15 protein-coding genes are annotated in these 21,144 nt (G+C 65.0%); 6 read left to right on the top strand and 9 right to left on the bottom strand.

What is annotated here, in order from left to right:
• Nucleotides 1-160: 160 nt before the first annotated feature.
• The 7 genes from HKW67_RS00840 to HKW67_RS00870 form a co-directional block, all read right to left on the bottom strand.
• The gene (locus HKW67_RS00840) at nucleotides 161-4,759 is read right to left on the bottom strand and encodes a translocation/assembly module TamB domain-containing protein (protein ID WP_206044562.1); all 4,599 of its coding nucleotides are present in this window, start codon (nucleotides 4,757-4,759) and stop codon (nucleotides 161-163) included.
• An 11-nt stretch (nucleotides 4,760-4,770) separates the two neighbouring features.
• On the bottom strand, nucleotides 4,771-7,137 hold the full coding sequence (locus HKW67_RS00845) for a BamA/OMP85 family outer membrane protein (RefSeq protein WP_171223587.1): 2,367 nt from the start codon (nucleotides 7,135-7,137) through the stop codon (nucleotides 4,771-4,773).
• A 96-nt stretch (nucleotides 7,138-7,233) separates the two neighbouring features.
• Nucleotides 7,234-7,605, bottom strand: coding sequence for a DUF423 domain-containing protein (locus HKW67_RS00850; protein WP_171223588.1), 372 nt, complete (start codon nucleotides 7,603-7,605; stop codon nucleotides 7,234-7,236).
• A 3-nt stretch (nucleotides 7,606-7,608) separates the two neighbouring features.
• Nucleotides 7,609-9,804, bottom strand: a complete 2,196-nt coding sequence (locus tag HKW67_RS00855; protein ID WP_171223589.1) for a S9 family peptidase — start codon at nucleotides 9,802-9,804, stop codon at nucleotides 7,609-7,611.
• A 169-nt stretch (nucleotides 9,805-9,973) separates the two neighbouring features.
• Nucleotides 9,974-11,578: a GMC family oxidoreductase gene (locus tag HKW67_RS00860; RefSeq protein WP_171223590.1), complete on the bottom strand. Its 1,605-nt coding sequence runs from the start codon at nucleotides 11,576-11,578 to the stop codon at nucleotides 9,974-9,976.
• On the bottom strand, nucleotides 11,575-12,210 hold the full coding sequence (locus HKW67_RS00865; protein WP_171223591.1) for a twin-arginine translocation signal domain-containing protein: 636 nt from the start codon (nucleotides 12,208-12,210) through the stop codon (nucleotides 11,575-11,577). The genes HKW67_RS00860 and HKW67_RS00865 overlap by 4 nt, the downstream gene beginning before the upstream one ends.
• Entirely contained in the window at nucleotides 12,207-13,490 is a 1,284-nt protein-coding gene (locus HKW67_RS00870; RefSeq protein ID WP_171223592.1) for an amidohydrolase family protein, read from the bottom strand. Before HKW67_RS00870 ends, HKW67_RS00865 begins: the two co-directional genes overlap by 4 nt.
• 138 nt (nucleotides 13,491-13,628) lie before the next feature.
• Between HKW67_RS00870 and HKW67_RS00875 the strand changes: the two genes are divergently transcribed.
• A complete protein-coding gene (locus HKW67_RS00875) occupies nucleotides 13,629-14,060 on the top strand; it encodes an OsmC family protein (RefSeq protein WP_171223593.1) in 432 nt (143 codons plus the stop codon).
• Nucleotides 14,061-14,163: 103 nt separating this feature from the next.
• Nucleotides 14,164-14,496, top strand: a complete 333-nt coding sequence (locus HKW67_RS00880; protein ID WP_230981094.1) for an ArsR/SmtB family transcription factor — start codon at nucleotides 14,164-14,166, stop codon at nucleotides 14,494-14,496.
• On the opposite strand, the gene trxA is transcribed toward HKW67_RS00880, so the two are convergent.
• Nucleotides 14,483-14,929, bottom strand: coding sequence for a thioredoxin (gene trxA / locus HKW67_RS00885; RefSeq protein WP_171223594.1), 447 nt, complete (start codon nucleotides 14,927-14,929; stop codon nucleotides 14,483-14,485). The two genes, HKW67_RS00880 and trxA, sit on opposite strands and share 14 nt — an antisense overlap.
• Nucleotides 14,930-15,129: 200 nt before the next feature.
• Between trxA and HKW67_RS00890 the strand changes: the two genes are divergently transcribed.
• The 3 genes from HKW67_RS00890 to HKW67_RS00900 all read left to right on the top strand — a co-directional run bounded on the left by HKW67_RS00890 (nucleotide 15,130) and on the right by HKW67_RS00900 (nucleotide 16,708).
• Nucleotides 15,130-15,723: a hypothetical protein gene (locus HKW67_RS00890; protein ID WP_171223595.1), complete on the top strand. Its 594-nt coding sequence runs from the start codon at nucleotides 15,130-15,132 to the stop codon at nucleotides 15,721-15,723.
• Between the two features lie 50 nt (nucleotides 15,724-15,773).
• Nucleotides 15,774-16,136, top strand: a complete 363-nt coding sequence (locus tag HKW67_RS00895; RefSeq protein ID WP_171223596.1) for a hypothetical protein — start codon at nucleotides 15,774-15,776, stop codon at nucleotides 16,134-16,136.
• 134 nt (nucleotides 16,137-16,270) lie between these two features.
• Nucleotides 16,271-16,708 carry a DUF1003 domain-containing protein gene (locus tag HKW67_RS00900; RefSeq protein ID WP_230981095.1) on the top strand — a complete coding sequence of 146 codons (438 nt, stop codon included), beginning with the start codon at nucleotides 16,271-16,273 and terminating at the stop codon, nucleotides 16,706-16,708.
• Nucleotides 16,709-16,779: 71 nt separating this feature from the next.
• Here HKW67_RS00900 and HKW67_RS00905 read toward each other — a convergent pair whose 3' ends face one another.
• Entirely contained in the window at nucleotides 16,780-17,736 is a 957-nt protein-coding gene (locus HKW67_RS00905; protein WP_171223598.1) for a PD40 domain-containing protein, read from the bottom strand.
• 94 nt (nucleotides 17,737-17,830) lie between these two features.
• On the opposite strand from HKW67_RS00905, the gene HKW67_RS00910 reads away from it, so the two are divergent.
• Entirely contained in the window at nucleotides 17,831-21,142 is a 3,312-nt protein-coding gene (locus tag HKW67_RS00910; protein ID WP_171223599.1) for a WD40/YVTN/BNR-like repeat-containing protein, read from the top strand.
• The last annotated feature ends 2 nt before the right edge of the window (nucleotides 21,143-21,144 follow it).

The following is a 21,144-nucleotide window of genomic DNA, read 5'->3' on the forward strand; positions in this document are numbered from 1 at the left end:
CAGCAAAGGAGAAACATTGTTTGAAGGCGTCCACGCCGAGAGTTCCGTTCCAACGCACCGCCGTTCTTCGCGTGCCTTCGCGAACCTTCGCGCTCTTCGCGTGAACCTTCGGGTTCTCCGCGCCCGACTCAACGGTCAGAAAGCACGCAAAGTCCAAGAATCAGAAGCGCCAGCGACGCACCAGAAACAATCCGAAGGCATTGGCCTTGGTGATTTCTTGTAGTGACAACGACGGTTCAGGGAGAAAGAAGCGCGGCTGAAACGTGGACTCGATCGAGAGTCCGGGATTGCGGCTGAGCTGATGCTCAACGCGAAAGCCGGGAGTCGTCGTCGCCTGCACCTGCAATCCCACGAACGTCCGCGTCGTGAAATACTTGCCGAACTCGAATTGCGTGCCTTTCAGAAATGTCGTGAGCCCACCGAAGTTGCCGCTTGCCAATTCTGTCGGAATGTTCGACGGCGTGATGTTGAAGACGTCGGCGCCGAGTGAACGCGCCGCCTGTCCCTCGAGCTCGCTCACGATGGCGCCTAGCGCCACACCGGTCAATTGACGCGTCGCGAGCGCCGCGCTGGTACCAACGAGTCCGCCACCGGCCGATCCGCCCGACAAGCTCGATCCGCCAAACTGCAGCAGTGAGCCCGCGTCGCTGCCGAACGCCAGATAGCTCAACAAGTCACTCTGCGAAATCGGCGGCTGTGCGTCGCTCTCCAGAGAGAGGCGCGGGGAAAGCAACGTGCCGCCGATCAGTACACGGATATCAATCGCCTGACGAGACGGCTGCTGCACCGTGTACTCGGCGGTGATCTGCACCAGCGGATTGATTTCCTGGGTGCCGATGAACTGCACCGCTCCGCGCTTCACCTGAAACCGCTTGCTGAGAAACTCATACTCGCCGCGGTCGGTGTTCACGATACCATCGAGCGCCAGCGCCTGTCGGCGTCGATCGATCGTGATGCGAAGATCGTCCTCGCTGTAGATTTCGATGTTGGCTTCCTGGGAGCGCACCCACGTGTCGCGATCGACCCCCAAGGTGAGGTCCATACGCATGTTCGCAAGGAGCGGCGACGACTCAGGTAGCAGCTCGCGGTACCGAAAGTTTGCGGTATCCACGACCGCGAACACCGCCGGATCGCCGGCATTGATGACTTCTCTGCTGTCGGGCTTCGGGATGTAGAACACGCCGTCCCGAATCCGCGCACGGCCTTGTACGGACACATCGTCGAATGGACCGCGCATGGTGAAGTCCGCGTCGGCTCTGGCTCGTCCTTGCTCGTTGTCAAGCACACGGGCGCGCTCTGCCGTTACGCGCAGGTCAAAGCTGGGCGCCGCGAGACTTTTGATACCGATGCCGCCCGACATGGCAATACGTCCGTGGCTGTCGGCCGTAAGCGAGTCGATCACCACGCTATCGCCGTCGAGGCGCATGGACGCGTTCATGCGGTCGAGCGTGATACCGAGCGCCACGACGTCGCTTCGCCCGTTGCGCAACGCGAGCGCGCCGGTCACATCGGGCTTTCGTAACGTGCCGCGTAGACTCGCCTGACCGTTCACATCCCCGCGCACGTTCGCGATCGCATCTGTGACGCGCGACAGCAGATCGAGTGGCAGACTGTCAGCGCGAAGCTCGCCCGACGCCTCGCCGTCGAGCACGCGCGAACCTTCGACTCCACTAAAGGCAAGATCGAGAGGAAGCCGTGCGCTCGCCGTGGCCGAAGGCCTAGCTACACCCCGCGCCGAGTCGGTGAGGAGCGCGTCGACCTGCATGATGCGGTCGGCATAGTCGAATCGGCTTTGAAGATCGGGTACGGTCGTGCCGCGATACGTGCCGCGCGTGATGCCGGCGGTACCCACGACGCGCGGATTACGCCCCGACCCGGTAATGCGGGTATCGACACCGATTAGGCCCTGCGCTTCCAGATCGCTCTGCACCAAGCCGAGCAGGTCACCGATCTGGAAGTTCTGTACGACTAATCGAAGGTCGGCGACGCCATCGGTCGGCACCAAGCCGTTGGCGAATACCCGTCCATTGGTGTTGCTCCGCAGATCCAAACTGTCGATCGCGATGCCCGGCTGCCCCCAACGGACCGTACCGGGGGCGACCGCAGTCCACAGCGTCGTATCGAAGCGCAACCGCAAGGCCTCGAACGTGATCTCGCGTTGCTCCGGACGAATGGCGTAGCGAGCATTCAGCGTGTAATCGCGATCGGTGCTCTGGAAGATCGCCACCTGTGCCGTTCCTCCCGGCGCGAAGTAGTCGCCGCGCAGCACGACGCTGTCGAGCGCGAACCCAGCTGCCACGATGGTGTCGGCGTTGGCACGAAGGCGGACCTGTGCACTATCGGTGAGCGCGCCGAGCCAGCTGTACTCCGCTTGCGCCCGCTGTACGCGATTGCCCATCGCCACGATGCCCAGCCCGTTCGCGACGCCGGTCAAATTGAATCCACCGAGACCGCCAGCGATGCGTCCCGAGGCGGTGAGTGAACCGGCCAGCGTATCGCGACGCAGACTCGGCGGCGAATCAACGACAACGGGCGACGCCAGCGGTTCAACCCCCGCAGCCCGTGCCACCGCCAGTTGCGTTGCGATTCGCGACGAGTCGGCCCGCGCCCCACGCAGACGCTCGGCGGTGGAAAGGGGACGGGGAAATACTGTGGTGGTGTCGCGGGGCAGGTATCGAGCGAGCAGACCCAGCGAATCAACACGCACCGCATAGCGGAGATCGCCGGACGACGGTTTGGAGAGACCGAACGTGCCAGTTGCGTCGGCCGCGACACCGGGAGCGTTGAGGGTCAGTGTATCGAGGGTCGCTATGCCGTCGCCGATGCGCAGACGCAACCGGAGCGAGTCGACGGCGACGGTGTCGACACGCGAAGCCAGGGCGTCGGCCGCGTACTCGCCGCGCATGGTCGCGGGATCGAGTCCACGTCCGCGCGCTTGCATTTGCGCGCTGATAGAACTTCGGGGAGCCTTCTCCACCAGCTCGTTGGCGTTGAAGAGCTGCGTCGCGACATCGAGCGCGTAGCCCAGCTCCTCGCTTGCCAGGTCGAGCCGACCTCGGGCACTGACTACGCCGCCGTCTGACGTGCGGAGCGTGCTGCTGATGCCGAGCGCGCTCAGCGGGCCGGTGGCGCGGATCGGCCCAGACACGGCACCTCGCAATCCCGCTGCCGGCGCGAAGCGTCCGACGGTCACGAGCGACAGCGGACGCGCTGTGACGCGCGCGTCGAGCCAGCTTGGGCTCGACGCGGTCGCCATGCGAAACGCGGCCTGTCCCTCTACACGCGAGCGCTCCCCCCGGTCGAGATGGGTCAGCGCGATACGGCGTGCATCGAGGCGAGTGTCCGTTTGTCCGTTCAGAATCGTGCTGCCCGACAACGTTCCGCCCACCGGCAGTGACGACATTGCGATGCGGGCCAGGTCAACCTGCAACGGCGCGAGTGTGACGCGCAGTTCTCGCGCGCGGAACACGCCGTTGGCGGCGCCAAGTTCACCGACGGCATACACCCGACTTCGGCCCGAGCGCTCGTCGTCGAATGTCACGTCGCCGTCCAATTGCATCCCGGTGGCCGTCCCACTCACGATCGCCCGACCGCTCAGGGTACCCGTGCGCGGAAGATCGAGACTGGGTGCCAGTTGTTCGATCAGAGCCGTGCTCAGCGTTTCGAATTCCAGATCGGTGTTGTCGAAGCGGAGCGTGTCTCCGATGGTGAGACCAAGGGCGCCGCGAACCCGGCCGCCGAGCGTCGACACATCGAGTTCGCGAGCTTCATAGCGCTGAACGGGTCCTGTCCAGTCGAGCGATAGATCGAGGCGCCCTCCCCCAGTTGTCGGCAGCGCCGGATAGAGGAATCGAACGTCGTCGAGCGCGATCGGTGCCGCGATGGTTCGAAGCGCAAGGTCGCCGTTCTCGATCACATATCGGCCTGTCAATCGCGCTTTCGACGAGGGAAGCGAGACCGCGACGTCGCGAAACCACACCGAATCCGTGTCGATTTCGAACTCACCGGACAGCGCTCGTACGTCAGCACCGGGCGGTGCAAACATGAAGGCTTGAAGTCGAAGTGAGTCGGTGCGAATGAGTTGGGTGGTGTAGTCGGGATGCGCAATTCGCACCAAGGGGAGTCGTCCGTTGATGGCACGATACTCTTGCGTCGCCTGCCAACCAGTTCCGGTGGTGGCGGGCGCAATGACGGCGCGTTCATTGCCGGCCACGGCGAATGCGATGGCGCTGTCCCGCGCCGCACCGCGCAACGCCGTGTCCGGCAGCCATGGAATGCGTACGGTGAGTCGTGAGCGCTCGACAATGACATCGCTGAGCACGATCCAGTCGCCAAAGCTGGGACTGCTGTCGCTCGCCGCGACCGTATCCCTGGGAAAGATGCGATCGTAGTTCCACGCGCCGTCGGTAGGACGCTCGATCACGATCGCGGCATCACTCAGGCGCACGTCGCGGAGGTCAATGCGACGGCCGATCAACGCCCGCAGTCCGTAGCCGGCCCGTAGCGCCTTGGCGGTAATGAACGGTGCACCGGCGCTGTCCGTGATCGAGATATCGTGGAGCGTGATGCCCTTCAGCAGATTTCCGCTGACCGCCCCCACTTTCACGATGCCGTGCGCCGCGCCATTGAGAGCCGAGAGCGCACGGATGCGTATCTGCCCGCGTCCCCAGTCAGAGTTCGATATCAGGAAGACGGCGGCTACTGCCAGTGCGCTGATCACAAGCACGACTGCCGCCACTGCCTGGATCACACGACGCATTCGTATCGGCATCAGAAAGCCTGTCCAATGCTGAGGTGAAGCGTGAGACGGTTCGTGAGCTTTCGGAGGAAGCTCAGTCGCTCCGCCGGATCGGGAAAGGTTCGACAGCCGGTAGTGGATTCCGCACCACAGCCAGTCACCGGCGCCAGAGCGACCAGCACACTTTGGCCAAGACTATCGGTGGTTTGCGTGATGACCGGGAGCGCTCGACGGAGCGTTGGCCGAAGCCCAAGGTCGACGCGAATCGGTCCGACCGGCGACTCGTAGCGTACGCCGAATCCTGGCGTGAGTGCCCCGGTGCCTCGAGTGATCGAGTTCAGCGTACCCTCACCAAGAATGGCGCCATCGAGGAATACGGCCCCGACCACCGATCGCCACACCGGAACGCGCAGCTCAACGCTGCCTTCCAGCAGGGTCGTGCCACCCAACGGCCGCACCTGAAAGTCGCTGTCGCGAAGCGAGGCAGCGTTCACGCTACACGATGTAATCGGGGTAGATGGCGCGCACTGGAAGGTGGTATCACCGTCGGTCACCGTACGACCGCGCAACACGTCGGGAGCGATCGTCAGCACGCGCGGGCCAAGCTGATTCTCACCAAAGCCGCGAACGCTTTGCGCTCCACCGGCGTAGAAGCGCTTCCGCGGATGTAAGATCTCTGCGAATTCGGCACCGCTCGCAGCGCCCGGCAAGCCTACCGCAGCGGCGGTGCCGGAGATCGGCTGAACCCAGCCGGCCCTGAGGTGAAGGGCTGCGACGATTCGACGGAACGGCAACGGTCGGTATACCGCGATATCCGCCGTCGCCCGATTGTACCGGAAGTCGGATGCCGTGAGCGCCGACGCATGCTCGGCTTCGGCACGAAAGCGCACGCCACGTGTCGGGGACAGTGGTGCATCGCTGCGATCCGTCGACACCGTCACGGCGGCGGGCGACAGGCGCTGCTGGCCGCGGAGCGCTTGAATGGTCGAGCCGTCGCAGACGCCGTAGTTCACACAGAAGTACACATCACCGGCCTCGACACTGCTGATCTCGAAGCGGTACGTAGCGCTCGCCGGCATGCGAATGCCGAGCTCGCGCGTAAAGGTGGCGCTGGCGCCGTAGCCACGATCTACGAATACACCGGGCGAGCTACGTCGATGCGAGAAGATGCCAGCACCGATGGTGTTTCTCGGCGACTGGAACCACCGCTGCCGTGCGTCCACGCTCGCTTGGTATGTCGGCGAGTAGAATCGCCCCAACTCATTGCCTCGCGAGATGTTGGTGAAGTTCACGAACAACGGACTGCGCGTGAGCTGCTGGGCCAACAGGTTGCCCACGGTGAGCGTGGCGTCGAACTTTCTCGTACCACCGAGCCAGTAGTTGTGCGTGAACTGCGCTTCGGCTTGAACGAAGTCGGCGGTGGTGAAGCCAACGCTGGCGCGGGCCTCTCGCTGCGGCGCCTCGATCACGCGCACGACCAGCGATTTCACACTGTCGGGCGCGCCCGCCGTGTGCGGGAGCGTGTCGATGGTCGCTCGACGAAAGAGCGCCGATTCATAGAGGGCGCGTTGGCTTCGCGTGATGCGCGAACGACGGAACACATCGCCGGGCTCGACGCGGAGCGATCGGCGGATGTCGCGCTCGGCAATCTTCTCGGCGCCCTCGATCTTGATCTCCCCGATGCTGACTCGACGCTTGGGATCCACCCGGAAGCGCAGTGAGGCGCTATCGGCGGCCGAATCGACATTGGTCACCGGCGCAATGGTCGCGTCGGCGAATCCAAGCTCCCAGAGCGCATCGCGGACCCTTGCGACGGTGGAATCGATGGCGAGCAGGCTGAGCGGCTCATTCACGCGCGGCCGGATCAGCCGGGCACTGTCGATAGGTACCGGTATCGTGGAGATAATCCCGGTAGACGCCACGCGCGTCGGTGGGCCCTCCCGGACCGACATGGTGATCCGCACCGCGTTGGTCCCGACGCGGACGACGCTCGTGTCGATCGCCGCATCACGGTAGCCACGGCGAAAGTAGAAGACGAGCGCGCGAAGTACGTCGCGTTGGAACTCGTCGCGGTCGAGGTAGCTGCGCTCGTAGATGTACCGCGACTTCGTGATCCAACAGAACGGCTTCAGCAGCAAGCTTCTGCAGCTCGAGGCCTTCGACGCGAGGCTCGCGCGCAGGTCCCCCTCGGGTACACGCGTGATCCCGGTGATACGGAGCTCGCGAATCTCCGGACTCTCTCGCTGCGTACCGCCTTGCTCACGGTTGGAGCTCTGCTGTGCGCCCAATCGGGCGGCCGACGGCACAAGCAGCAAAATCGTGAGGAGAATCGGCAGACTCAGCCGCGCGGCAAAGTCGGACAGGGCTGCACCGATGTGCGAGCGGTGTGATGCGTGCATCACTCACCGCAACGCAAGCTGCGGTCCACTCCGGCGCTTTTTATGAACGCGGCGCTGAGAAACGCGCCGCGTTACACGCCAATAGCCTAGCTGAGCTTATCGCGAACGCGTCGCGGCCAAGGCGAGACACGCCCATCCCGCGATGAAGCACACGCCCCCAAGCGGCGTGATCGCGCCAAGCGCGCGAATGCCGGAGAGCGCCATCGCGTAGAGCGATCCCGAGAAAAGGACGGTCCCGGCGAGAAACAGCCACCCGCTCGCATTCGCCAGCGAGCCCGGGAATCGCGTGACAATCCAGGCAGCCGCGAGCATCGCGATGGCGTGATACATCTGGTAGCGGGCGCCGGTCTCGAACACCTCGAGCATGCGCGGTTCAAGGCGGGCGCGAAGGGCATGGGCGCCGAACGCGCCTGCCGCCACGCCGATCGCGCCCGACAGCGCGCCGATGATCACAAAGAGTCGGTCCATGGCTCAGTTCTTCGGGCCGATCTGATATTCCTTGGGCGGCATGGCTCCAAGGAGATGCTGCACGAAATAATCCCAGCGACGGCGCATCATGTAGTTCGACGCCGCTCCGTAGCCGTGTGCTGCGTTCGGAATCATGACGAGGTCGAAGTCCTTGCCCGCCTTGATCAGGGCGTCGACGACGAGCCATGTGTTGTCAGGCGGCACGTTGTCGTCCATCGTGCCATGCGCCAGCATCAGCTTGCCCTTGAGGTTCTTCGCCAGACTCTGATTCGCTTCCTTGTCGTAGTTGTCCACGGCGCCGTTCTTCGTGAGCAATCCGTGGTAACGCTCGCCCCAATCGTCTTCGTAGTTGCGGTTGTCGTGATTGCCCGACTCGGAAATGCCGACCTTGAAGAAGTCGGGATACTGGAACATTGCCGACGCCGTCGCGAAGCCGCCGCCCGAGTGGCCCCACATGCCCGCGCGTTCCAGGTCGATGAAGCGATAGCGCGCGGCCAACTGCTTCATGCCCGCGATCTGATCGGGAAGCGTGTTGTCGCTCATGCGACCGTAGTACGCATCGTGAAACGACTTCGAGCGCGTCGGGTTTCCGGTGCCGTCGATGGCCACGACGACGAATCCCAATTCGGCCAGCGCCTGATTATCGCGCGTCGCGGCCGAGAATTGACGGCTGCCCACACTGCCGCCCTGCGGACCCGGGTAGATGTAGTTGATGATCGGATACTTCTTCGTCGAGTCGAGCGCGGTGGGCGTCCACATCAGCCCGTACAGGTCCCACTTGCCGGCGCGATCCTTCACGGTGATGCGCGTGGGGGCCTTCCAGCCGGTCGCGATCAGTTTCGAAATGTCACCCTGTTCCAGTGTCGAGATCAGTTTGCCGGTGCTCGCATTGCGTAGCACGGCGGTTGGCGCAAGGTCGGCGCGCGACCAGCTGTCCACGAACACGGCGCCGTTGGGAGACAGCGTGGTGTTGTGGTCGCCGTCCTCTGGCGTGAGGAGCGTCAACCCCTTCCCGTTCATGCCGATGCGATACAGATGCCGGAAGTACGGATCGCGTCCCGGAATCTTGCCGGCGGCGACGAACCAGATCATGCGGGCCTTCGCATCCACGCGCTCGACCGAGAGCACCGGACCGTCGCCAGTCGTGATCTTCGACTTGAGCGCGCCCGTGGTGAGGTCGTATAGATACAGCTGTCCCCAGTCATCGCGCTCGGAGAACCAGATCACTTCGTTGGTGGCCGGCAGCACACGCCAGTTGGCCACGTTGTCACCGCTCTCGAACTGCGTGGCCACTTCCTCGCGCAGCACGTCGCGCACGTCACCCGTGTTGGCGTCGGCGATGCGCAGCGTCGCGATCTTGTGGTCACGCGAGTTCGACAGGAACGCGAGCTTGGAGCCGTCCGCGTACCATTCCACGTCGGAGAGTTCACCGCCACTGCACGAGATGTGATCGCACACCGACGAGCGATGCTGATCGGCCAGCATCTTGAAGCGCACCACCTTGGGCGTCGACGCCGACAGATCGACGATCACGCGGTGAATCATCGACACCGCGCTGTCGCCCGGCAGCGGATACTTCCACGCGCTCAGCTCGGGATGACCGACCTTCGTCTTCACGAGGTACATGTCACCGACGTTGCGCTGATCCTGCTGGAACGTGGCCATCTTCTTGGAATCGGGCGACCAGGTGAGAATTGCGCGATCCGAGTGAATCCAGCCGGCGTTGTCCGTGGCGTACCCGAAGTCCTTCACGCCATCGGTCGTGACCTGCGTTTCCTTGTTCGTGGCCACATCGCGCACCCAGAGGTTCCAGTCGAGGATGAACGCGGCGGTCTTGCCGTCGGGTGAGACGTGCTCGGGCGCGCGACTACCAGGACGGGCGGCCGGGCGGCCGTTGGCACGTGCAGGTTCAGCCGGGCAGTTGGCGCCAGCGGCGGTGCAGTCCGTCTTGGTCCCCTTGATCGCGTCGACCACCACGAGCGGCGAACTCCCGTCCGCGAGCCGCACGCGGTACGTGAACCGGCCATCGGGGAGCCACGTCGGCTGCACGCCGGTGCGCGACACGAGATTCGACGTGTTGAATGCGAGGAAGCGCTCGGCACGCGCGTAGTCGGCGGCGGTGATAGCGCGCGACTGGGCAAGCAGAGGGGCGGCCAGGAGCGGGCCGGCAAGAACGGCACGAAGAAGAGAGCGGCGCATCGGCAGGATGGGTGGAGGGTGCGTACTCCTGAAAGGTGCCCCACAGGCCCATGTCAGGGAAAGCCCGAAGCCGAAACGATCCGCCGGAGATCTGCATTGGTCCGTGTGACCCGCGCAACCCTCCACAATCCGTGTTCCAGCTGTTGCAGTTTCGACGGTTGTCGCTCGATCAGATCGCGGCGGCTCCCGCGATCGCCGCCGCCGTGCGCAGGCCCACCGCGACGAAGGTCAGCGTGCCGTTGCAGCACGACGCCGTCGGCTGCGCTGGCGCTCCGGCTACCCAGAGGTTCTCGTGATCGTGCGCGCGGCCATGCGCATCCACCACGCTCTCCATTGGATCGATCCCCATGCGGCAGCCACCGACCGGGTGTTCCTGGCCGAGGTCGTTGGCGCTGTTCTCCATGCGCAGGATTTCGCCGCCGCCAGCCTTCGCCATGGTGCGGAACAGCTCGCGCAGCTGCTCCTCCTGCCAGTCCTTCAGCGCGGCGCTTTCCGGCGCGTCCTTGAACGACACCTTCGGCATCGGATCACCGAAGCGGTTGGCCGTCGACGCGTCGAGCGACAAGGCACTCTCCTTGTCGGGCAGCACGTCGTAGTAGCCACGCACGCGCGCCGTCGCGCCCTTCGCGCGTCGCTGCCAGTCCTTCATCAGGTCATCACCGAACTGCACCTGGCCATCATCACCGCGTAGACGCGGCTCACGCCCGACGCTCGATTCCCAGATGCGCAAATCATGGCGCAGATAGCGCGACGAGCGGGGCACGCGCATGAACTGCTTCGATACCAGCGAATGCTGCACGTTGATGCCGGGGAACAGTTCCATCGGCAATCGCAGGTACGCGTTCACATTGCGATGGCCCGCCAGATACTTGCCCACCAATCCGCTGCGGTTGGCCAATCCATTCGGGAACGCACTGCTCTTCGACAAGAGCAGCAAATGCGGCGACCACACGAAGCCGGCCGCCAGCACGAACGTGCCACCTTCGATGGTCACGTCCTCGCCCGAGGCGTTCGTGCGATTGCCCGTGGCGCGGGTGATGCGCCCCGTTTTCGGATCGGCCTCGAGCCGGCGCACCAACGTTTCGGTTACGAGCGTGATGCGCTTCCGCGCGATCAACGCGTCCCACGTGAAATCGGGCGAGTACTTGGCGCCGGTAGGGCACACGGGATAACAGGTGTCACACCGCTGACACTGCGCGCGTCCGTCGTGCTGTATCGAGTTTTTCGCGCTCGGCGTGCTCCACGTGGCGATGCCGGCCTTGGTAGCCCACTGCTGCAACTGCGCGAGGTTGTAATTAATCGGTAGCGGTGGCAACGGATACGGCTTGCCGCGCGGGTCGAGGGCAATCGGCCCCTGCTCACCGGCCACACCCATCCGCTCTTCCGCTTCCTGATAGAACGGATCGAGATCGTCGTAGCTGAACGGCCAGTCGCTGCCCACGCCGTACATCGAGCGCAAGCGGAAGTCTTCCGGCGAATAGCGCGGCGACACGCCGCCCCAGTGCATCGCCAAGCCGCCCACGTTCATGCTGGGTGAGAAGCCCCACGTCGTGCCCGTCGCGTTCTGGTCGTCGAGATGATCCTGCTTCCAGGGGCTCTCTCCATACGCGCGCCAACGCTCGCGCGCCTTGACACGATCGGCGAACGGTGTCGTGGGCTTGCCTGCCTCGACGACGAGAATGGATTTGGTGGTCTTTTCGGCGAGCGACGCTGCCATCAGCGCGGCCGTGATGCCACTGCCGACGATCACGATGTCTGCACTATGCGTGATCATGCGCGTGGCTCCGTGGCGAGAGGCAACGGCTTGCGCGTGGCATCGCCCAACGTGCGGCACACCCCGGGCGCGACACGGGCGCCGATAGCGGCGTCCCACGCATCAGGACCCGACGACCAATGCGCCAGTAGTGCAATTGCGACGTGGTTCGCATCGAGTGGAGACGGCAGCCGGTCGCCGCGCTGGTCACGCAAGACGGCGCGAAGCAGCTCCCGCCTGCGTGGGAGCGGAAGGGTGGAGAAGCTGTCGGTACCGTACCTGTGCGCCAGCAAATCCAGTGCGGTGAGCTGCGCGCGCCACGCCGGAGAGGGGTCGGCCGGCAGATAGCGCACGTCGGCGTAGCCATATCCGTGCATCTCCTCTGCCACCGGTTCGTAGCCGTCGGCCCATGCGACGAACGCATTGGTCGCCGTGCGGATTCCGGTCGCGCCGAGTGATGCCGGCAAGACCGCGGTCGCCACGGCATCGAGCAGTACGCGATCGAATCCGCGCACGCGCTCTGCGCTGTTCTCCTGTCCGGTCGCATTGCTTGCGGTCGGGTCTTTTACGGCGCAGGCGGTGCTAGTGCCAACGGCGGCGACACCGGCGGTCAGGGCGCCGGCGGTCTTGAGGAAGCTGCGTCTGGATGTCACTTCCGAGCTCCGGTAAGGCGTGCTCCGTCGTTGCGATACACACGGCCACCCTTCATCACGAACGACACGAGCTGCGACGCTTCGATCTGGGCCACGGGATCGCCGTCGGTCGCGATGAGGTCCGCTGCGTAGCCCACGGCGACGCGGCCGATCTCCTTCTCGAGGCCGAGCGACTCGGCGGCCCGGCTGGTCGCACTGAGAATGGCGTCCATCGCCGGCTGTCCGCCGCGACGCACACGGCACACCAGTTCTTCGGCGTTCCGGCCGTGCGCGCCGGCGACCGCGTCGGTGCCGAAGACCAACTTCAACGTCGGTAACTTGGCCGCGAGGCCGATGCCTTTCTCGGCCAGCGGAATTGCCTGCTCCATCGAGGCGAAGCCGGCGGCGTTGTAGTTGCCGATGCCTTCGAACCACGGCTTGTTGTCGAGATAGTTGTGAAATACGAGTCCGCACTGCGGGTCGAAGAACGTGCCGCGCTGCACGAGCAAGGCACGCGTGGCATCGTCGGCGAACACTCCGTGCTCTACCTGCGTGCAGCCTGCCCGCGCCGCGCGTTGCACGGCTTCCGCCGAATGCGCATGCACCACCGAGCGCAGCCCTTGCGCCTTCGATTCGCCGCAGGCTGCCTCGAGCTGCTCCGGTGTCATCGTCGCCTCGCCGCCGTCCCGAATCGACTTGGACGCGAAGATCTTGATCACGTCAGCGCCGCGTGCCTTGAATCGACGTACCGACGCGCGCAGTGAATCGGGTGATCCGCCCCCGGTGCGTTCGTTCAGCGAGCCCAGTGACGTGAGCACGCGAGGACCGGGAATACGACCCGCATTGATCGCATCGCGCAGCACGGCGTTGTCGGCCTCGCCGATGCTCTGCACCGTAGTGAAGCCCGCCCGCAGCGTGGCCCAGGCATTCCCCGCGCGCTGGAGCGTGCTCACGTCGGGGGTATCGCCATCGCGATCCTCATGAAGCCGCTGCTTGTCGGTGATGTACCAGCCCAGATGGACGTGCGTATCGATGAGTCCCGGCAGCAGCGTGCGCGCACCCAGATCGATGCCTCTCGCCGGCAGGGGGCCAACCGACGCGCGCATGGCGGTGATCCGGCCACCTTGCACGGTGACGTCCTGATTACGCAGGGTACGTCCCGTCCCATCGATGACCCGCGAGGCGCGCAGCACGACGGGAAAAGCCGCGGCATCCGGGGCCGCCTGGGCCGACAGCGTCGGGGCAGAGAGAGTGAGCAGCGCCACGAGGGCGCGGCGGGGCAGAGCAAGGAATGCGGACATCGGAAGCCGGGGCAGAGGGAAACGTTCCCCAAAAGAGGGCTCGGCGCGCCGCACGGCAAGGCCCCATATTTGCTCAGGAGCTGGGGAGGGTGCCGTCCGGTGCCCGTCCGATATGATCTCGTACGCGAGGGTTGGTCGATGCAGCGCACAGCACAGGCACAGTGGAAGGGCACGGGCAAGGAAGGCAGCGGCACGCTCACGACGCCCAGCGGCGTGTTGAACGCGCAGCCGTATTCGTTCAAGCTTCGCTTCCAGGATGAAGACGGGCGCAATGGCACGAACCCGGAAGAACTCATCGCCGCCGCGCACGCCGGCTGCTTCTCGATGGCGTTGTCGTTCCAGCTGGCTGGCGCCGGCTTCACCGCCGACGAGATCAACACCACCGCCGTGCTGACCATGGAGCCGGTGGACGGCAACCAGACGATCACCAAGATCGTGCTGAAGCTCACGGCCACCATTCCCGGCATCACCGCCGAGCAGTTCCAGACGCTGGCCGAGAACGCCAAGGCGGGTTGCCCGGTGTCGCGCGTGCTCAAGGCCGACATCAGTCTGGAAGCCACGCTAGCGTAGGGCGCTCCGCGACACAGCGCGAGGACGGCGAGGGTTGCCGTCCTCGTCCTCGGTCTTATATATTCATACGTGTGTATACGTGAATTTACTGCACGGGGGTCCGATGGCGCAGAAGATCATGCGTCCGGAGTTGCTCGACCTGGTCGCGGACCGGTTTAAGGCACTCAGTGACCGTGCTCGACTCAGTCTCCTGCAGGAGCTGCGTGGCGGCTCGTGCACGGTGAATGAACTGGTCGAAGCGACCGGCATGGGCCAAGCCAACGTCTCACGGCATTTGGCCATTCTGTTCAATCACGGATTGGTGAGCCGCGAGCGCGATGGCGTGTACGTGCGCTACGAACTCGCCGACGCCGACGTGCTCAAGCTGTGCGAGTTGGTGTGCGGACGACTGGAAAGTGAACTGGCGGAGCGGAAGAAGGTGATCAGCGGGCGCTGATCACCATCTGCTCCAGCTGGCCCATCGGTACGGCGCCGACCTGTCGCGCCACTTCCTTCCCGTCCTTCAAGAGCGCGATCGTAGGAATGCTCCGGATGGCGAAGCGGGAAGCCACTCCTGGATTGCGATCGGTGTCGACCTTCGCCACGATGGCCTGCCCGCGCTGCTGCTTCGCGAACTGAGCGAACACCGGCGCCATCATCTTGCAGGGCCCACACCAGTCGGCGTAAAAGTCCACCATCACCGGCACCGTGCTGTTGCCGACGACGGTGTCGAAGTTGGCGTCGGTCAGCACCACGGGCGCATCGAGCACCAGTGGCACCCGGCAGGTGCCGCATTTTGGCTGGGCGTCGGACCGGGACAGGTCGACGCGGTTGAGTTTGCCGCAGGCGGTGCAGGGGAGCACCGCCTTCTTGGCGCTGGTGGTGGTCATCGATGGGATTCCGTGAATGTCAGGCGCGGAGCTCCGGCGTGCATCCGAACATACCCGCCTTCCCCCGCAGGAGTTCACGCGCACAGAAATTCGCGATGGGACGGCTGGACGTGTCGTTACACGCGACGGCCAGTCTCCGCGAGATCGCGACGGAGGTACCTTCCAAGTTCACCGTGCCATCACTCTGCTCGAGGTCCCTCATGCGCCGTCCTCACTTCGTATCGGCAGGCGCGGCGGCGATCGTGCTCGCCAGCCTGCTTTCCTCCACGACACTCGCGGCGCAGGAACATGCGCATACCCCGGGGATGACCCATCCGGCCCCGGTGCAACTCCCCACCCAGGGGGGGCAGGCGACCTTCGCAGCGATCGCCGAGATCGTCGCGATGCTGCAGGCCGATGCCAACACCGACTGGTCGAAGGTCAATATCGAGCGCCTGCGTCTGCATCTCGTCGACATGGATCTGGTGACGCTACGCAGTCGCGTGGTGTACACACCCGTCGCTGGTGGTGCCCAGTTCCTGGTGCGCGGCACCGGCGACGCGATCGCGGCCATCAAACGCATGACGGGTGCGCACGCGACCATGGTGATGAACAGCGGTGGCCCGCGCGTGGTGCGCACGGAGCTCCCCGACGGCGTGCGCCTCGTCGTCACGGCGGCCGACACCAACGATGCCGCTGCCTTGGCGAAGCTCCGGGGGCTGGGCTTCATCGGCCTCATGACCGCCGGTGACCATCACGCCGCACATCACATGGCGCTGGCTCGCGGCGACGCGATGGACGACCACGGGCACTGAGGAGACGCAACCGGGTACTGGTCTGCGATCTCCGACCCCCGGCCACGCCCATGACACCGCTTCCGCATACGTCCCCTGACCGTTCTGAACACCCTGCGGCACCGACGGCCAACGAACGGAATCTGAGCGGTCATATCTTTTCCGTGTCGGCGGGCCTCGTTGGGGCATGCCTTACGGTGATCGGCCTCTTCAATGTCCTGAATTATGCCGGCGAGATTCGAGGAAAAGCTGACAACCTGCTCGCTATCGACGCCGCCGCGTTCCTCGCCGCTTGCTTCTTCGCATATCTCGCGTTGCGTACTCGGGATGAACGTCGGTGGCAGCGTCTCGAGCGCGTCGCCGACGCCTGCTTTCTCGTCGGACTCTCTGGCATGGTCGCCATCGGCGCATTGATCGCCTTCGAATTCATCTAAGGGGCCACGGGGGTTCCCCTGCCGGTCGCGCTCCGTCGCCTCTCCCACCAATCTTCCAACGCCCTATGTCACCGCGCACTGACTCTGCAGTACCACGGAAGGATTGGTCTCCCGTCACCCAAGACATCCTCGCCGTGTCGCAGCACAATGTCACGCTTGGCCAGCGACTCGCCGACCGCATCGCGGTCTTCGGGGGGTCGTGGACTTTTATCCTGCTCTTCCTCGCTTTTCTGCTTGCGTGGGCAGTGCTGAACACCGAGATCCTCGGACCGCGCAACCAAGCGTTCGATCCCTATCCGTACATCTTCCTCAATCTGTTTCTCTCCATGCTGGCAGCGCTGCAAGCCCCGGTCATTATGATGAGCCAGAACCGGCAGTCGCAACGTGATCGCCTGCACGCCGCGAACGATTATGCGGTGAACCTCAAGGCGGAAATCGAGATTCGCGAACTCCACGAGAAGCTTGATGCCCTACGAGAGCGAGACTGGGCCGCGCTCGCGGCGCAGCAGCAACAGCAGATCGACATGCTGACGCATCTGATGGAACGGAGCACCCGCGGCGATCGGGTCTGAGCGGAGGGTCACACTGCGGGCGCCTCGTCGCAACGACGGAAGCCGCAACCGCTCCTCGATCGTGCGCCGCGTTACCGCCTGATCCACCGCGGAGCGCGCTGCTGCAGCTCGTCGTTGGTGAGTCGCTGGAGGGCGGAGCCGTCCACTCGCACCACGTACAGCTCGTAGTCGAGATTATCGGCCATGTTTGACGCGAAAGCGATGCGCTCGCCGTCGGGTGACCAGGACGGGGAGCGATTGCGCCACGGAAAGTCGAAGGCGCGCTCGACGCCTGATGCCAGCTCCTTGGTCATGAGCACCGTGCGCGCGGGCGAGGTGCCGCGCACGAACGCCACCGACCGGCCATCGGGCGACCACGCCCCCTCGGTATCGCTCTCGGCTCCCGTCGTGAGCTGACGAAGCCCAGCGCCGTCGGCGCGAGCACTGAAAAGGTGCAGGTTGCCGGGCGCACCGGCGGAGAAGAGCAACGTCGACCCGTCAGGGGACCACGCTGGATACGCATAGGCGTAGGAGAGCCCAGGGGCCAAGGCGATCGGCACGGCGGCCTCGCTGCTGCCGTCGACGCGCGCCACGTACAGGCGTCCGACCGCGTCGGCACCGCGCTTGATGTACGCCACGCGCGTGCCGTCCGGCGACAAGGTGGGACTCGACTCCGTTCCCGCGGCCAGGGGGATTCGCTGCGGCGGGGCATCGCGACCCACCACGAACAGATCCTGAACATCGTCGGTGTCGCCATCGCGCGAGCCGACGAATATCACCCGTGCGCCATCGGCCGATGGGCTTGGGTTGCCCCCCAGCACCTGGGTGCCGAAGAGGGGCACCGACACAGCGTCATCGAGTCGGCGCACCATCAGCCGGTCGGAATTGAGTCCAACCGCCGATGTCTCCTCGAACACGAGATCGAACGACGGCAGCGGCTGGGGACCAGGACCGGTCGCGCTGTCGTCCTGGCATCCAGCGGAAATGAGCGTGGTGATAACCAGCGGGAGCAGCGCTGACAGGGCGCGGGGGCGAGTGCGTATTGGCATTGGCATGTGACGTCACAACGAGAGGTGGTTCCGCAGCGTACTTTCCTCTGACTACGGCCGTTCGGTCCGTCGGGTTTCCCCGTCTCAATTCGCCATGCCTCACCTGTTCATTCGCTCCACTGCCCGCACCGTCGCCGCGCTCGCCGTGGCGGCGGCGTCGGCACTCCCTGCCGTGGCAGCGGCGCAAGCCCCGTCGACGTCGCTCGCCGACTCGCTGCTCGCGCGTCCGTTCGCCTTCCGCGCCATCGGCCCCGCCTCCATGAGCGGTCGCATCTCGGACATCGCGGTGGTCGAAGGCCCGCGCACGCTGCGCGGTGGTCGACTAGGCACCGCGATGTATGTCGCCGTTGCCACCGGCGGCATCTGGAAGACCACCAATGGCGGTCTGTCGTGGGCGCCCGTCTCCGATTCCATCGGCGTCGGCTCTGTCGGCGCCGTGGCCGCCGCTCCGTCGAATGGTGACGTGGTCTGGGTCGGCAGCGGTGAGGCCAACAACATGCGCAGCTCGTCGTGGGGCGTGGGCGTGTTCAAGTCCACCGACGGCGGCAAGACCTGGTCGAAGCCGATGCTGCCCAAGACGCAGCACATCGGTCGCATCGTCATCGATCCGCGCGACCCGGACATCGTGTACGTGGCTGCCATGGGGCCGCTCTGGGCGCCCGGTGGCGACCGCGGTCTCTACAAGACGATCGACGGCGGCAAGACGTGGACGAATACCAAGTCAATCTCCGCTCAGACCGGCTTCACCGAACTCGTGATGGATCCGGCCAATCCCGACGTGCTTTATGCCGCTTCGTTGCAGCGTGAACGTCGGGAGTACGGATTCCTCCCCGGCGGTACCGAGAGCGCGATCTGGAAAACCACCGACGGCGCGAAGACGTGGACCAAGCTCACGAGCGGCCTGCCGACGGGTGAGATCGGCCGCATCGGCCTCACGGTGTGCCGTTCGCGTCCGAGCACGGTCTACGCCTCGGTGCACGCGAAGGCGGCCGCCAACGGCTTCTATCGCAGCGACGACGCCGGCAGCACCTGGAAGCTGGTCAACACCAGCAACGGCACCGCGTGGTACTACAGCCAGGTACGCTGCGATCCGACCGACGCCGAACACGTGTATCGCCTGAACGCCAACTCGCAGGAGTCGTACGACGGCGGCAAAACGTGGATCGGCTTCGCCGGCGGTGGCGGCGTGCACGGCGACGCACATGCGCTCTGGATCAATCCCGAAGATCGCGAACACATCGTGCTCGGCAACGACGGTGGCGTCGACATTTCGTACGATCGCGGCCGCACCTGGTATAACGTCGAGAACATCGTCGGCGCGCAGTTCTACGCCATCGCGGTGGACAACGCCAAGCCGTTCTACAACGTGTACGGCGGACTGCAGGACAATCAGACCTGGGGCGGCCCGAGCCGCACGCGCAACGCCTTCGGTCCGTCGAACGCCGACTGGTATCGCATGGCCGGCGGCGACGGCTTCTACAACGTGCCGGATCCGCTCGATCACAACATCGCGTACGCAGAATCGCAGAACGGCGGCGTGGTGCGCTACGATGCGCGCACGGGGCAGACCAAGAGTATCAAGCCGTATCCGAAGAACGGTGAGCGGCATCGCTGGAACTGGAGCGCGCCGATCGTGCCGTCGCAGCACACCGGCCGCACCCTGTACATGGCCGCGAACTATCTGTTCAAGAGCGCCGATCGCGGCGATTCGTGGACGACGATCAGCCCCGACCTCACGCGTGGACTCGATCGCGACAGTCTGCCCATGCGCGGGGCCGTGCCGTCGCGTGACGTACTCGGCCTGCACGAAGGCACCGCGGAATTCAGCAACATCTCCACGGTATCCGAGTCCCCGCGCCGCGCCGGCCTGCTCGCTGTCGGCACCGATGACGGGCTGATTCAGGTCACGCAGAACGACGGCAAGTCGTGGACGAAGTCGTCGGTGTTCCCGGGCGTACCCGACACCACATTCGTGAGCCGCGTGCAGTTCTCGACGCACAGCGAAGGCACGCTCTACGCCACGTTCGACGGTCATCGCAGCAACGACTTCAAGCCGTACGTCATGCGCAGCACCGACTTCGGACGCACGTGGACGTCGATCACCGGCGACCTGCCCGACGGTGGCTCGGTGCAGGTGATCCGCGAGCATTTCCGCCAGCCGAATCTGCTCTTTGTCGGCACCGAGTTCGGCGCGTTCTTTACCGTCGACAACGGCGTGCACTGGACGCAGCTCAAGTCCGGCATCCCCGGCGTGCCGGTGTGGGACATGCAGATTCAGGAGAGCTGGAACGATCTCGTGCTCGGCACGCACGGTCGTGGTGTGTACATCCTCGACGACCTCGGTCCGCTGGAGAAGCTGGCCGAAGCGAAGCGGGCGGAGGTGGCATACCTGTTCCCGGCGCGCAACGAGATTGCGATGACGCTCAACAACAGCCGCAACTCCGGCATGGGCTCCACCGGATTCACGGGGCAGAACCCGGAGAACGGCGTGCGTCTCGCGTATCTCCTCAACAAGATCACGGCCGACGATAAGGCCAAGCTCGAGATCATCGACGGTGGCGGACGGACCGTGCGTGAACTCCCGGTGCCGCGTCGCACCGGCATGTTCCGGCCGGTGTGGGACATGCGCGTCGGTGCACCGCTCACGGCCGCCGTCGATAGCAATGTCTCGGCAGGACGCGTGCCGTCGGCGGGCGGCGGCGGTGGATTCGGTGGTGGCGGTTTTGGTGGCTTCGGCCGTGGCGGCACGCCGAGCTACACGGCCGCGCCGGGCAACTACATGGCGCGACTCACCATCACCCCGAAGGCGGGCGCGAGCACGGTGCTCACGCAGCGCTTCGCACTGTTGCGCGACGCCGGACAGGCGATGTCCGAGGGTGAGCTCAAGGCGCTCGATGCCTTCCGCTTCAAGGTGGTGCAGTTCCAGAAGGCCGTGACAGCGCAGCAGACGCGTGGTGACAGTGTGGTGTCGCGCTTTGCCGAGGTGAAGAAGGCGGCTGAAGCGAACACGGCCAAGCTCACGCCGGAGCTCAAGCAATCTCTCACCGACATCGACAAGGAACTCGCGAGCTACGTGAAGGAAGTCGGACAGGCACCTGGTGCGCGTCCACGCGGCGTTGGTGGTGCACCGGCCGGTGGTCCGCCAGCGGGTGGTGACGACGATGTCGGCGCGTCGGGTCAGGCCGACGGATCGTTCACGGGCCGCGCGGCGCTGTTGAACAGTGCGCTCAACAGCAGCTTCCCACTGTCGGCGGCGCAGCAGTCGATGCTGGGGGGGCTCACCCGCGAACTCGAGCAGCACGGCGCTCGTGTGGCGTCGGTGAAGTCGGCCAAATTGCCGGCGCTGCTCAAGTCATTGCAGGTGGCCGGCATCACGGTGCCGGACGCTCCCGTGCGTGGTCAGTAAGA

The organism is Gemmatimonas groenlandica (assembly GCF_013004105.1).
In the GTDB taxonomy this organism is placed as follows: Bacteria; Gemmatimonadota; Gemmatimonadetes; order Gemmatimonadales; family Gemmatimonadaceae; genus Gemmatimonas; species Gemmatimonas groenlandica.